This is a genomic window from Actinomycetota bacterium (genome assembly GCA_036280995.1).
Taxonomy (GTDB): domain Bacteria; phylum Actinomycetota; class CALGFH01; order CALGFH01; family CALGFH01; genus CALGFH01.
Window position 1 is genome coordinate 1 of record DASUPQ010000868.1, and the last position, 12,553, is coordinate 12,553.

Consider the following 12,553-nt stretch of genomic DNA (forward strand, 5'->3'; position numbering starts at 1 on the left):
TGCGCCTGTACCCGCCCATCTACCTGGTGCTGCGCCGGGCCGTGGCCGACGACGAGGTGGGCGGCTACCGCATCCCGGCCGGGGCCAACATCGCCCTCTGCCCCTACGTCACCCACCGCCACCCCGGCTTCTGGGACAACCCGGCGGGCTTCGAGCCGGAGCGGTTCGCCCCCGAGGCGGCCCGCCGGCGCCACCGCATGGCCTTCTTCCCCTTCTCGGGCGGCCCCCGCCGCTGCATCGGCGAGGGCTTCGCCCAGCTCCAGCTCCCCCTGGTCGTGGCCATGGTCGCCCAGCGCTACCGCCTCAGCCTGCTCCCGTCCCGCCCGGCCGAGGTCGAGGCGGCCGTCACCCTCCGACCCCGCCCCCCCATGCTGATCCGGGTCGACCGGACGACGGCGAGGAGTCGGCCTGCGGCCGACGACCGATAGCCTTCGACCGGCTCCGCCGGTCGACTAGGCGGCCGGGTTCCAGAGGGCCTGGCCGGTGAACGGGTCGAACAGCGACAGCTCGCTGACGTCGACGGCCAGCTCGACCCGGTCGCCGCGGCGGACCGGGTGGCCGCGGGGGAAGCGGGCGATCAGGTGGGCCTGGCCGCCGGGGGGCTTGTCGATCCCCGGGGTGTCGCTGACGGTGACCGAGGTGGTGGCGATCGGGCAGCTGACCAGCAGCTCGTAGCCGAGACGCTCGATCCGGGCCGCGGTCGAGAACAGCACCGGCAGACCCGGCTCGGAGCCGGCGTCGGTCACGTGCTCGGGCCGGATGCCGACCGTGACCGGCCCGCTCCGGCCCCGCATCAGCCCCGACGGGGTGCCGGGGAAGGGCAGGCGCTGGCCGCCGATGACCACGTAGGTGCGGCCGCCGTCCTCCTCGATGTAGCCGTCCACGAGGTTCATGGCCGGCTCGCCCATGAAGCTGGCCACGAAGGTGTTGGCCGGCCGCTGGTACAGCGCCCTCGGCTCGTCGACCTGCTCGATCCGCCCGCCCCGCATCACCGCCACCCGGTCGCCGATGGCCATGGCCTGGGACTGGTCGTGGGTGACGTAGACGGCGGTGACGCCGAGCCCGTGCTGGAGCTGGGCCAGCTCGGTGCGCAGGCGGATGCGCTCGCCCGCGTCCATGTGGGTGAGCGGCTCGTCGAGCAGGAACACCTCAGGCACCCGCACCGTGGCCCGCCCGACGGCGACCCGCTGCCGCTGCCCGGCCGAGAGCGTCTTCGGCTTGCGGTCCAGGAAGCGGCCCAGCCGCAGCACCCGGGACTCGGCCTCGACCCGCTGCTCGATCTCCTCGGCCGGCAGCTTGCGCAGGGCCAGCCCGAAGCGGAGGTTCTGGGCGGCGGTCAGGTGCGGGTACAGGGCGGCGGCCTCGAACACCATGGCCAGGTTGCGCTCGCCCGGCGGGAGGTCGTTGACCACCCGGCCGCCGATGCTGATGGTGCCCCCGCCGAGCGGCTCCAGGCCGGCGATCAGGCGCAGCACGGTGCTCTTGCCGCAGCCGCTGGGGCCGACGATCACCATCAGCTCGGCGTGGCGGACGTGCAGGGTCAGGTGCGAGACGGCCGCGGAGCCGTCGGGGTACACCCGGGAGACATCGTCGAGCAGGACGTCGGCCATGCTGCTGCAACCACCACCAGACTGTGCCTGCCCATGGTAGCGCCGGCCCGAGACGACGAACGGGGCCGCGGGGCGGCGCGGCTACCAGCCGAGCGGGTCGGCCGGGCCCTGGGCGGCGGCGACCGGCGCGCCGCTGGCCGTCTCGGCGGCCAGCAGGTCCTCCCAGGTCTCGCGGCGCCGGGCCACCCTGGCCACACCGCCCGAGACCACCAGCTCGGGCGGGCGCGGCTGGCCGTTGTAGTTGCTGGCCATGGTCATGCCGTAGGCACCGGCGTCCAGGAACGCGACCAGCTCGCCGGGCGCCAGGTCGGGCAGGTCGGCGTCGGTGGCGAGCACGTCGGTGGACTCGCAGATGGGGCCGACGACCTCGGTCGGGCCGGCCAGCGGGGCCGCCCGCAGCGGCCGGACCCGGTGGGTCGCCTGGTACAGGGCGGGCCGCAGCAGGTGGTGCATGCCGGTGTCGACCACCAGCATGCGGCCGGCGCTGCGGTGCTTGCGGTACAGCACCCGGGCCACCAGGGCGCCGGCCCGAGCCACCAGGGCCCGGCCCGGCTCGACCCCCAGCCGGACATTCCGGCCGGCCACCACCGGCGCCAGGGCGGCCGCGAACAGCTCGGGGCCGAGGGCCGGCCCGCCGGCGTAGTCGACCGGCAGACCGCCGCCCACGTCCAGCCAGTCCAGCTCCAGGCCGGCCGCCCGCCCGGCCTCCAGGACCTCCAGGCCGACCCGGGCGCCGGCGGCGATCCCGTCGGGATCGGGCAGCTGGGAGCCGACGTGGACGTGGACCCCGACCGGCCGCAGCCCCGGCAGCCCGCCCCGGGCCGACCTGGCCAGCAGGTCGTGGGCCACCGCCGCCGGGACGCCGAACTTGGCCTCGTCGTGGCCGGTCTGGATGTTGACGTGGGTGTCGACCTCGACGTCGGGGTTGACGCGGACCGCGAACCGGGCCGGCCGCTCCAGCCGCGCCGCCACCGCCTGGAGGGCGTCCAGCTCGTCGGCCGACTCCACGTGGACGGTGACGCCCTGGCCCACGGCCAGGGCCAGCTCCTCCTCGGTCTTGCCGACGCCGGCGAACACGGTCAGGGCGGGGTCGCCGCCGGCCCGCAGCACCCGGACCAGCTCCCCACCGCTGACCACGTCGAAGCCGGCCCCGAGCCCGGCCAGGGTGGCCAGCACGGCCAGGTTGGCGTTGGCCTTGACCGCGTACAGGACCCGCCCGCCGATCGGCTCGAACGCGGCCGCCACCCGCCGGTAGGCGGCGGCGACGGCGTCCAGGTCGTAGACGTAGGCGGGGGTCCCGGTGGCGGCGACCACCTCGTCGAGGGGCAGCCCGCCCACGCACAGGCGGCCGTCGAGGTCGCGGAAGGGGTCGGGCGGCCAGGGGGCGCGGCCGGCCCGGGCGCCGTCATCGGCCGGGGAGGCGCCGCCGGGACCGGGACCGGCGCCGCCAGGCGTGGTCGGATGCCGGAGGGCGGGCGGGAACTGGGTCATGGCAGCAGGCCTCGATGGCAGGGAGCTCGGAGGGCGGGGCGCACGAATCCGGCGACCGCCGAGGAGGCCGCCGCCGGGTGCTGGCGCATCTGTCCGGGTCGAGCCTTGCATATTCATGCGGCGCCCGCAACAGTTACGCCGCAGCACAAATGTGAAGTTCTGGCGGGTGTTGCATACTCTCAGGGTCTTCTGCATAACTATCCTCATGACTTCCCCACGCAACGCCGGCGTGCTCGGCGCCTCGGGCTACGCCGGAGCCGAGCTGCTGCGCCTGCTCGCCGGCCATCCCCACCTGGAGGTCGCCTGGGCGGCCGGGGACCAGGCGGCCGGCCAGCCGCTCGTCTCCCGCTACCCCGGCCTGCGGGCCGCCTACGGCGAGCTCGCCTTCTGCTCGGTCGACGAGGGCCTCTCCAAGGGCGCCGACGTGCTGTTCTGCGCCCTGCCCCACGGCCGCGCGGCCGGGATCGCCCAGCGGGCGCTGGCCGCGGCCGGGCTGGTCGTCGACCTGTCGGCCGACTTCCGGCTGCGCGACCCCGGTGCCTACCCCGCCTGGTACGGGGCGGAGCACCCGCTGCCCGACCAGCTCGGCGCCTGGCCCTACGGCCTGCCCGAGCTGCACCGCGACGAGCTCCGGGGGGCGACCCGGGTGGCCGTGCCCGGCTGCTACCCGACCGCGGCCCTGCTGGCCCTGGCCCCGCTGGTCGCCGCCGGGCTGGTCGCGACCGACGGGATCGTGGTCGACGCCAAGTCGGGGCTGTCCGGGGCCGGCCGGTCGCTGGTCGACGGCAACCTGTTCGTGCAGGCCAACGAGAACGTCAACCCCTACAAGGTGGGCAGCCACCGCCACACCCCGGAGATCGAGCAGGAGCTGTCCCTGGCCGCCGGCGCCCCGGTCACGGTCACCTTCACGCCCCACCTGGTGCCGGCCACCCGGGGCATCCTGGCCACCTGCTACGCCACCCTGGCTCCGTCGGCCGGCGACGAGGAGCTGGCCGCCTGCTACGCGGCCGCCTACGCCGGCGAGCCGTTCGTCGACCTGCTGGCCCCGGCCACGGGCTGGCCGGCCACCCGCGCGGTCGCGACCACCAACCGGGCCCAGGTGGCGGCCGCGGCCGACCGGCGGACCGGCCGGGTGGTGGCCGCGGCGGCCATCGACAACCTGGTCAAGGGCGCCGCCGGCCAGGCCGTCCAGTGCGCCAACCTCGCCCTCGGCCTGCCTGAGACGGCCGGCCTCGACCTCGTCCCGCCGGGACCGTGAGCACTTCCGTGCAGGTCGACCGGCGGCTCGGGGTGACCGCGGCCGCCGGGTTCGGGGCGGCCGGGGTGACCTGCGGGCTCAAGGCGTCGGGGGCGCCCGACCTGGCCCTGGTCGTGGGCGACCCGGGGACGGTGGCCGCCGGGGTGTTCACCACCAACCAGGTGGTGGCGGCGCCGGTCACCTGGTCGCGCGACCGGCTGGCGGCCTCGGGCGACGCCCGGGTGGTCGTGCTCAACTCGGGCAACGCCAACGCCTGCACCGGACCGGCCGGGGACGCGGCCGTCCTGGCCACCGTGGAGCGGGCCGCGGCCGAGTTGGGCTGCCGGGCCGAGCAGGTCCTGGTCTGCTCCACCGGGGTCATCGGGGTGCCGCTGCAGGTGGCCCGGGTCGCCGACGGGGTCGCCAAGGCCGCGGCCGCCCTCGACCGTTCGGGCGGGCTGGCCGCGGCCGAGGCCATCCTCACCACCGACACCGTGACCAAGCAGGCCGGGGGGCGGGTCGCCGGAGGGGTCACGGTGGGCGGCATGGCCAAGGGGGCGGCCATGCTGGCCCCGGAGCTCGGGCCCGCGCTGGCCCACGCGACCATGCTGGCCGTCCTGACCACCGACGCGGTCGCCGCCGTGGAGGTGCTGCGGGAGGCGCTGGAGGCGGGCGTCGCGACCACCTTCAACCGGATCACGGTGGACGGGGCCCAGTCGACCAACGACACGGTGCTGCTGCTGGCCTCGGGGGCGTCGGGGGTCCGGGCCGACCCGGGGGAGCTGGCCGAGGCCGTGCGGGCGGTCTGCCGCGACCTGGCCGGGCAGCTGCTGGCCGACGCCGAGGGCGGGACCAAGGTGGTCAGCGTGCAGGTCGGAGGGGCCGGTGGAGAGGAGCAGGCGCTGGCCGTGGCCCGGCGGGTCGCCGACAGCCCGCTGGTCAAGACGGCCGTGTACGGGGGCGACCCCAACTGGGGGCGGGTGCTGCAGGCCGCGGGCACGGCCGGGGTCGGGTTCGACCCGGGGCTGGTGCGGCTGGAGGTGGCCGGCGGGCCGGGGGCGGCCGGGATCGAGCCGGCGGCCGGGCCGCGGGAGCGGGTCCTGCTCGTCAGCCAGGGGCGGCCCACCGGGGCGGACGCGGGCGCGGCCATGGCGGCCACGGAGATCGAGCTGCGGCTGCACCTGGGCGGGAGCGGGCCATGGGCCGAGGTCCGGACCAGCGACCTGACCCCCGAGTACGTCCGCCTCAACTCGGAGTACACGACATGACAACGGCCCAGCCGGCGACGGGTCCGGTCCAGCGGCGTCCGGTGGGGTCCGGGCACGCCGTTCCGACCCTGGACGACCTGCAGGCCAAGGCGGCCGCCGTCCACGAGGCCCTGCCCTGGATCAAGCGGCTGTCGGGCCGCACGGTGGTCGTCAAGTACGGCGGGGCGGCCATGGGCACGGCCGGCTTCGACGCCTTCGTCGACGACGTCGTCCTGCTCCGCTACGTGGGCGTCGACGTGATCGTCGTCCACGGCGGCGGCCCCGAGGTCAGCCAGCTCATGGCCCGCTTCGGCAAGGAGCCGGTGTTCGTCAGCGGCCACCGGGTCACCGACGCCGAGACCATGGACCTGGCCCGCATGGTGCTGGTCGGCCGGGTCAACAAGACCCTGGTGGGCCGCATCAACACCCACGGCCGCCTGGCCGTCGGCCTGTCCGGCGAGGACGGCCTGCTGCTCCGGGCCAGGCCCCGGGTCGACCCGGGCGGCGCCGACCTCGGCTACGTCGGCGACGTCGAGGCGGTCGACCCGACCGCGCTGCGCGCCCTCACCGACAAGGGCCTGGTCCCGGTGGTGGCCACGGTGGCCGCCGGCCCCCAGGGCCAGCCCTACAACGTCAACGCCGACGCCGCCGCCGGGTCGCTGGCGGCCGCCCTCGGCGCCGAGAAGCTGGTCTACCTGACCGACGTGGAGGGGCTCTACGCCGACCTGGCCGACCCGGGCTCGCTGCTCCAGCAGCTCACCGTGGCCGAGGTCGAGGCCATCCTGGCCGGCGGCGAGGTCGCGGCCGGGATGGTGCCCAAGCTCACCGGGATCGTGACCGCCCTGCGCGGCGGGGTCCGCCGGGCCCACATCCTCGACGGCCGGCGCGAGCACGCCCTGCTGCTGGAGCTGTTCACCGACTCCGGGGTCGGGACCATGGTGGCGGCGGAGTCGGCGGAGGAGGAGCGATGAGCAGCCTGCCCGAGCGCGAGGCGGCCGTGCTGTGGCCGACCTACGCGCGGCCCCAGGTCGAGTTCGTCCGCGGCCAGGGGGTGCACCTGTGGGACGCCCGCGGCCGCGAGTACCTCGACTTCCTGGGCGGGATCGCGGTGGTCGCCGCCGGCCACGCCCACCCCCGGGTCGTGCAGGCGGTGACGGCCCAGCTCGGCACCCTCGGCCACACCTCCAACCTCTACTTCACCGGCCCCCAGGTGGAGCTGGCCGAGCGGCTGGTCGGCCACTTCGGCGGCGACGCCAAGGTGTTCCTGTCGAACTCGGGCGCCGAGGCCAACGAGGCCGCCATCAAGGTGGCCCGGCGCTGGGGCCGGGCCAACCGGGGCGAGCAGGCCACCGGCATCGTGGCCACCCTGGGCGGCTTCCACGGCCGCACCCTGGCCACCCTGGCCGCCACCGGGAAGCCGGCCATGCACACGCCGTTCCAGCCGCTCCCGCCCGGGTTCTCCCACGTGCCCTTCGGGGACGTGGACGCCCTGGCCGCGGCCATCGGGCCGGACACGGCGGCCGTGCTGATCGAGCCGATCCAGGGCGAGGCCGGCATCCGGGTCCCGCCCCCCGGCTACCTCCGCGCCGTCCGGGAGCTCACCAGCCGGGCCGGGGTGCTGCTGATCGTGGACGAGATCCAGTCCGGGATGGGCCGCACCGGCCGCTTCTTCGCCCACCAGCACGACGAGATCCGGCCCGACGTGGTCACCATGGCCAAGGCGCTCGGCTCCGGCTACCCGATCGGCGCCACCATCGCCCGGACCGAGGTGGCCGACGCCATGCAGCGCGGCGACCACGGCACCACCTTCGGCGGCAACCCGGTCGCCTGCACCGCCGCCCTGGCCACCCTGGACGTGGTCGAGCCGCTGCTCGCCGGCCACGTCGACAAGGTGTCGACCCGGCTGGGCGACGGGCTCCAGGAGCTGCGGAGACGCCTCACCGGCCGCTCCACCTGGGCCCCGCCGAGCGCCGACGACGCCGACGACGGGCTCCCCGGAGCCGAGGTCCGGGGAGCGGGCCTGTGGTTCGCCCTCGACCTCGGTCCCGAGGCGCCGGCCGACGCCAAGGCGGCCGCCCTGGCCGCGCTCGGCCGCGGGCTGGTCGTCAACCCAGTCACCGACACCGCCCTGCGCCTGGCCCCGCCCCTGGTGGTCACCGAGGACGAGATCGACGAGGGGCTGGCCCGGCTGGGCGCGGCCCTGGAGGAGGCCGGCCTGTGTCGCTGAAGGCGGCCCGCCAGCAGGCCCTGGCGGCGCTGCTCCGGACCCGGCAGGTGTCCAGCCAGGCCCTGGTCCTGGAGCACCTGCGCGCCCAGGGCTTCGACGCCACCCAGGCGACCATCTCGCGCGACCTCGACGACCTGGGCGCGGTCAAGGTCCGGGGGCCGGACGGCCGGCTCGTCTACGCCCTGCCCGAGCCGGGCAACGGCCAGGGCGCCGACCACGACGAGGTCCGCCGCATGCTCGGGGCGTCGCTGCTGGCCATCGTGCCCAGCGGCAACCTGGTCGTGCTCCGCACCCCGCCCGGGCACGCGGCCGCGCTCGCCTCCACTCTCGACCGGGCCGGCATCGCCGGGGTCGCCGGCACCGTCGCCGGGGACGACACCATCCTGGTCGTCTGCACCGAACGGACCCCCGGCCGGGTCATGGCCCGCCAGCTCGCCGCCCTGGCGGTGACCCCGCCCGAACTGCCCGCCATCTCCGAACCCTACCGAGGAGCCACCGCATGACCCGACCCACCGCCGACCTCGTGGTGCTCGCCTACTCGGGCGGGCTGGACACGACCGTGACCGTGCACCGGCTGGTCCACGAGCAGGGTCGCGCCGTGGTCGCCCTGCTGGCCGACGTGGGCCAGGGCGAGGACCTGCCGGCGCTGGCCGAGCGGGCCCTGGCCGCCGGGGCGGCCGACGCCGTGGTGGTGGACGCCCGGGACCGCTTCGCGGCCGAGTTCCTGGTCCCGGCGGTGCGGGCCAACGCCCTCTACGAGGGCCGCTACCCGCTGGTGTCGGCCCTGTCGCGGCCGCTGATCGCCCAGCTGCTGGTCGAGGAGGCCCGGCGCCGGGGGGCGGGCGCGGTCGCCCACGGCTGCACCGGCAAGGGCAACGACCAGGTCCGGTTCGAGGTCAGCTGCGGCGCCCTCGCCCCCGAGCTGGAGATCCTGGCCCCGGTCAGGGATTCGGCCATGAGCCGGCCGGAGGCGATCTCCTACGCCGACAAGCACGGCATCGACCTGGGCTGGATCACCGAGGCCAAGCCGTGGTCGGTCGACCAGAACCTGTGGGGCCGGACCGTCGAGGCCGGGGTCCTTGAGGACCCGTGGCTGGCCCCGCCGGAGGAGGCCTTCGAGTGGACGGCCTCGCCGGCCACGGCCAGCGGCGCCCGCGAGGTGGTGGTCGGCTTCGAGGGCGGGGTGCCGGCGACGATCGACGGGGCCGAGGTCGGGCTGGCCGGAGTCGTCGCCGCCCTCAACCAGGCCGGAGGCCAGGTGGGGTTCGGGCGGGTCGACATGATGGAGAACCGGCGGGTCGGCATCAAGAGCCGCGAGGTCTACGAGGTGCCGGGCGCCCTGGCGGTGATCGCCGCCCACCGGGACCTGGAGGACCTGACCCTGGACCGCGACGTGCTCCACGAGAAGGCCCGCCTCGACATCCGCTACGCCGAGCTCGTCTACGACGGCCTGTGGTTCTCGCCCCTCAAGGCGGCCCTGGACGCGTTCGTGGCCGAGACCCAGCCGGCCGTCACCGGCGAGGTCCGCCTGGAGCTGTCGCCCGGGCGCTGCCAGCCGACCGGCCGGCGGGCCGAGCGGGCCCTGTACCGGCCCGACCTGGCCACCTACGACAGCGGCGACGCCTTCGACCACGACGCCGGGCGGGGCTTCGTGTCCCTGTGGGGGCTGCCCACCCGCACCTGGGCCCGGGTCCACGGGGATGGGTGACGGGGCCGGAGAGCCCTCCCGGCCGCTCTGGGCGGGGGGGTTCGCGGGGGCGCCCGACCCGGGCATGTGGGCCTACACCTCGTCGCTGGCCGTCGACCGGCGGCTGTGGCGCCAGGACGTGGCCGGGAGCCGGGCCCACCTGCGCGGCCTGGTCGCGGCCGGGGTGCTCGAGGAGGGCGAGGGCAAGCTCCTGCTCGACGGCCTGGCTCAGGTCGCGGCCGAGCTGGACGCCGGCGAGTTCGCCTTCACCGACGGCGACGAGGACGTCCACAGCGCCGTCGAGCGCCGCCTGACCGAGCTCGTCGGCCCGGCCGGGGGCAAGCTCCACACCGGCCGCAGCCGCAACGACCAGGTCGCCACCGACCTGCACCTGTGGCTCAAGGAGGCCTGCGCCGACGCCGTCGAGGCCCTGGCCGGGCTGGTCGACGCCCTGGTCGGGGCCGGCCGGGCCGCCGGCCCGGAGGCCGTCGTGCCCGGGCTCACCCACCTGCAGCCCGCCCAGCCGGTGTTCTGGGCCTTCCAGCTCGCCGCCCACGGCTTCGCCCTGACCAGGGACGTTGGCAGGTTCCAGGACGCCGGCCGGCGGGCCGACGTCAGCCCGCTCGGGGCCGGGGCCATCGCCGGATCGTCGTTCCCGCTCGACCCGGCGGCCACCGCCACCGCGCTCGGCTTCGCCGCCGCCTTCGACAACGCCATGGACGCCACCGCCGACCGGGACGCCGTGGCCGAGCTGCTGGCCGCGGCCGGGATCGCCATGGTCCACGCCTCCCGGCTGGCCGAGGACATCGCCCTGTGGGCGGGCCGTGGCTGGGTGCGGCTGCCCGACGCCTGGGCGACCGGGTCGAGCATGCTCCCCCAGAAGCGTAACCCCGACGTGGCCGAGCTGGTCCGGGGCCGGGCCGGCACGGTCCTGGGCCGCCTTGCCGGGTTCCTGGCCACCCTCAAGGGCCTTCCCCTGGCCTACGCCCGTGACCTCCAGGAGGACAAGGCGGCCGCCTTCGAGGCCCGCGACCTGCTGGTCGGGTCCCTGGGCGCCCTGGCCGGCCTGGTCGCCGGCCTGGAGCCCGACCCGGCGGCCATGCGCCGCGACGCCGAGGCGGCCGAGACCACCGCCATCGACCTGGCCGAGGCCCTGGTCCGCGACGGCGTCCCCTTCCGCGAGGCCCACGCCGCCGTCGGCGCCGCCGTCCGCCTGGCCGCATCCAAGGGCGGCCGCCTGGCCGACCTGCCGGTGGAGGAGCTGGCGGCCATCCATCCCGCCCTGGCCAGCACCGACCGCTCCGTCCTCGACATCGAGGGCAGCCTCGCCGCCAAGGCCACCCCCGGCTCCACCAACCCCTCCCGCGTCGGCGACCAGCTCGCCGTCCTCGAGGTCGCCGCCGCAGCCGCCCGTTCCTGGTCGACCGGGTTCCGCCCCGTCCTCGATCTGGGTCTCGGCTGACTCGCGCAGCTCAGCGCATCGACTCGGCGATGCGGATGGCCTCCTCCCGGGGCAGCTCGCCCTCCAGGCGGAGGGTGAGGTCGCCGCGCTGCCAGATGAGGGTGTTGCCGGCCAGGCGGGTCTGCTCCTCCCGGAACTTGCCGGCGGCGTCGATGTAGGTGAAGAAGTGGGGCTCGCCGCTGAACCAGTAGCCGGGCTCGCCCCCGACCGTGACCGCCTCGACCACGCCCATGCGAGTGACCTTCTTGAGGAACTCGGGGGTCGGCTGGCCCTGGAACTGGGTGATCAGCACCCCGACGTCGGTGAAGGGCGAGGCGGGCAGGCCCGGCCGGGCCCGGTAGACGAGGTCGACCCGGCCGCCCGCCGGCACGGCCTCGTCGACGAACGCGGCGTCGGGCTGGCCGAGCCCGCCCGGGACCAGGACCGGGAAGCCGACCCGGCGGCGGGCCTCCTCAAGGATGACCCGGTCGCCGAGCCCCAGATCCAGGCGCGTGCCCGGGGTCGTGGTCACGGTCGGGGGCGGCGGTCCGCCGATCTGGACGCCGATCCCGCGCAGCCCCAGGCGCCTGGCCACCGCCTCCCTGGTCCCGGGGGAGGCGACCAGCACGGCCGCGGCCAGCAGGACCGCGGCCAGCCCGACCGCGGCCAGCCGCCGCCACCCGGCCGGCCAGCGAAGCCGCCGGGCCGGGCGGACCGGCGCCGGGGCTCGCGCCGGAGCCTGCTCCAGCCGGGCGCTGACGGCGGCGGCCAGGTCGGGGGTGGGCGGGAACTCGAGCCCGGTGGCCAGGTCGGCCAGCGCCGCCTCCAGATCGAGCTCGCGCCGGCTCATCGGTCACCTCCCGGCAGCCCGAGGTCGGGGGCGGCCGCCAGCGCGCCGCCCGGCTCGGCCAGCACCGCCCGCAGCCGGTCGAGGGCCCGCGACAGGCGCGACTTCACCGTCCCCGGCCGGCAGCCGAGGGCGGCCGCCATCTCGGCCTCGGACAGCTCCAGGAAGTAGCGGCAGGCGATCACCTGCCGGTCGGTCTCGCCCAGCCGGCCCATGGCGGCCAGCAGCAGCCGGCGCTGCTCGGTGGCCAGTGCCGCCGCCTCGGGGGACGGGGCCGCGTCCCCCGAGGGGCGGTCCTCGGCGACCCGCAGGGCCAGGTCGTCCCGGCGCCGGCCGCTCCGGCGGCGGTTGCGGGCCTCGTTGGCCACGATCGCCAGCAGCCACGGCCGGAACGGCGACCCGGCCCTGAACCGCGGCAGGGCATACCAGGCCTTCACGAACCCCTCCTGGGCGGCGTCCTCGGCGTCGGCCGACCCTCCGGCGATCACGCACGCCGTCCGGAAGGCGAGGTCCTGGTACCGCCGGACCAGCACCTCGTAGGCACGCGCGTCACCCCCTCGTGCCTGCTCGACGAGGTCCTGTTCGTCCAGTGGTCGGCCCTCCACGGACTCGGTCTCGCCAATCCATACACCATCGGCGGCGCCCGGGTTCCACCTCGGAGACGGCTCCTCAACCCCAGCTCGGGTCCTGACGGTCGAGGCCGCCGGCAGCGACGCCGGCGACGGCCCCTGGACGGGCGAGGTCGCCGTCGAGGTCACCCCCCTGG

The 12,553-nt window shown here is 76.4% G+C and carries 12 protein-coding genes; 8 read left to right on the plus strand and 4 right to left on the minus strand.

All coding sequences use genetic code 11. The annotated features are described in order from the left end of the window. A partial coding sequence (locus tag VF468_29080) for a cytochrome P450 (protein HEX5882340.1) occupies window positions 1-428 on the plus strand: 428 nt, incomplete at its 5' end. A gap of 24 nt (window positions 429-452) precedes the next feature. Here VF468_29080 and VF468_29085 read toward each other — a convergent pair. Both VF468_29085 and lysA read right to left on the minus strand, forming a co-directional pair. Then, window positions 453-1,610 (minus strand): ATP-binding cassette domain-containing protein, encoded by a 1,158-nt coding sequence (locus VF468_29085; protein HEX5882341.1) that lies wholly within the window; start codon window positions 1,608-1,610, stop codon window positions 453-455. An 81-nt stretch (window positions 1,611-1,691) separates the two neighbouring features. Next, on the minus strand, window positions 1,692-3,101 hold the full coding sequence (gene lysA / locus VF468_29090) for a diaminopimelate decarboxylase (GenBank protein ID HEX5882342.1): 1,410 nt from the start codon (window positions 3,099-3,101) through the stop codon (window positions 1,692-1,694). A gap of 205 nt (window positions 3,102-3,306) precedes the next feature. Between lysA and argC the strand changes: the two genes are divergently transcribed. Genes argC through argH form a run of 7 tightly spaced genes read left to right on the plus strand, consistent with a single transcriptional unit; the run spans window position 3,307 to window position 10,961 of the window. Next, window positions 3,307-4,359, plus strand: a complete 1,053-nt coding sequence (gene argC / locus VF468_29095; protein ID HEX5882343.1) for an N-acetyl-gamma-glutamyl-phosphate reductase — start codon at window positions 3,307-3,309, stop codon at window positions 4,357-4,359. Continuing rightward, window positions 4,356-5,606 carry a bifunctional glutamate N-acetyltransferase/amino-acid acetyltransferase ArgJ gene (argJ, locus tag VF468_29100; GenBank protein ID HEX5882344.1) on the plus strand — a complete coding sequence of 417 codons (1,251 nt, stop codon included), beginning with the start codon at window positions 4,356-4,358 and terminating at the stop codon, window positions 5,604-5,606. Before argC ends, argJ begins: the two co-directional genes overlap by 4 nt. Beyond that, the gene (gene argB / locus VF468_29105) at window positions 5,603-6,556 is read left to right on the plus strand and encodes an acetylglutamate kinase (GenBank protein ID HEX5882345.1); all 954 of its coding nucleotides are present in this window, start codon (window positions 5,603-5,605) and stop codon (window positions 6,554-6,556) included. The genes argJ and argB overlap by 4 nt, the downstream gene beginning before the upstream one ends. Next, entirely contained in the window at window positions 6,553-7,812 is a 1,260-nt protein-coding gene (locus VF468_29110; GenBank protein HEX5882346.1) for an aspartate aminotransferase family protein, read from the plus strand. Before argB ends, VF468_29110 begins: the two co-directional genes overlap by 4 nt. Next, window positions 7,803-8,315, plus strand: coding sequence for an arginine repressor (gene argR, locus VF468_29115; protein ID HEX5882347.1), 513 nt, complete (start codon window positions 7,803-7,805; stop codon window positions 8,313-8,315). Before VF468_29110 ends, argR begins: the two co-directional genes overlap by 10 nt. After that, entirely contained in the window at window positions 8,312-9,520 is a 1,209-nt protein-coding gene (locus tag VF468_29120; protein ID HEX5882348.1) for an argininosuccinate synthase, read from the plus strand. Before argR ends, VF468_29120 begins: the two co-directional genes overlap by 4 nt. Next, complete coding sequence (argH, locus tag VF468_29125) at window positions 9,513-10,961, plus strand: argininosuccinate lyase (GenBank protein ID HEX5882349.1); 1,449 nt, start codon at window positions 9,513-9,515, stop codon at window positions 10,959-10,961. Before VF468_29120 ends, argH begins: the two co-directional genes overlap by 8 nt. A gap of 10 nt (window positions 10,962-10,971) precedes the next feature. Here the strand turns inward: argH and VF468_29130 are convergent, their stop codons facing one another. Next, window positions 10,972-11,790 carry a hypothetical protein gene (locus tag VF468_29130; GenBank protein HEX5882350.1) on the minus strand — a complete coding sequence of 273 codons (819 nt, stop codon included), beginning with the start codon at window positions 11,788-11,790 and terminating at the stop codon, window positions 10,972-10,974. Further along, window positions 11,787-12,392, minus strand: a complete 606-nt coding sequence (locus VF468_29135; GenBank protein HEX5882351.1) for a sigma-70 family RNA polymerase sigma factor — start codon at window positions 12,390-12,392, stop codon at window positions 11,787-11,789. Before VF468_29135 ends, VF468_29130 begins: the two co-directional genes overlap by 4 nt. Window positions 12,393-12,553: the final 161 nt, after the last annotated feature.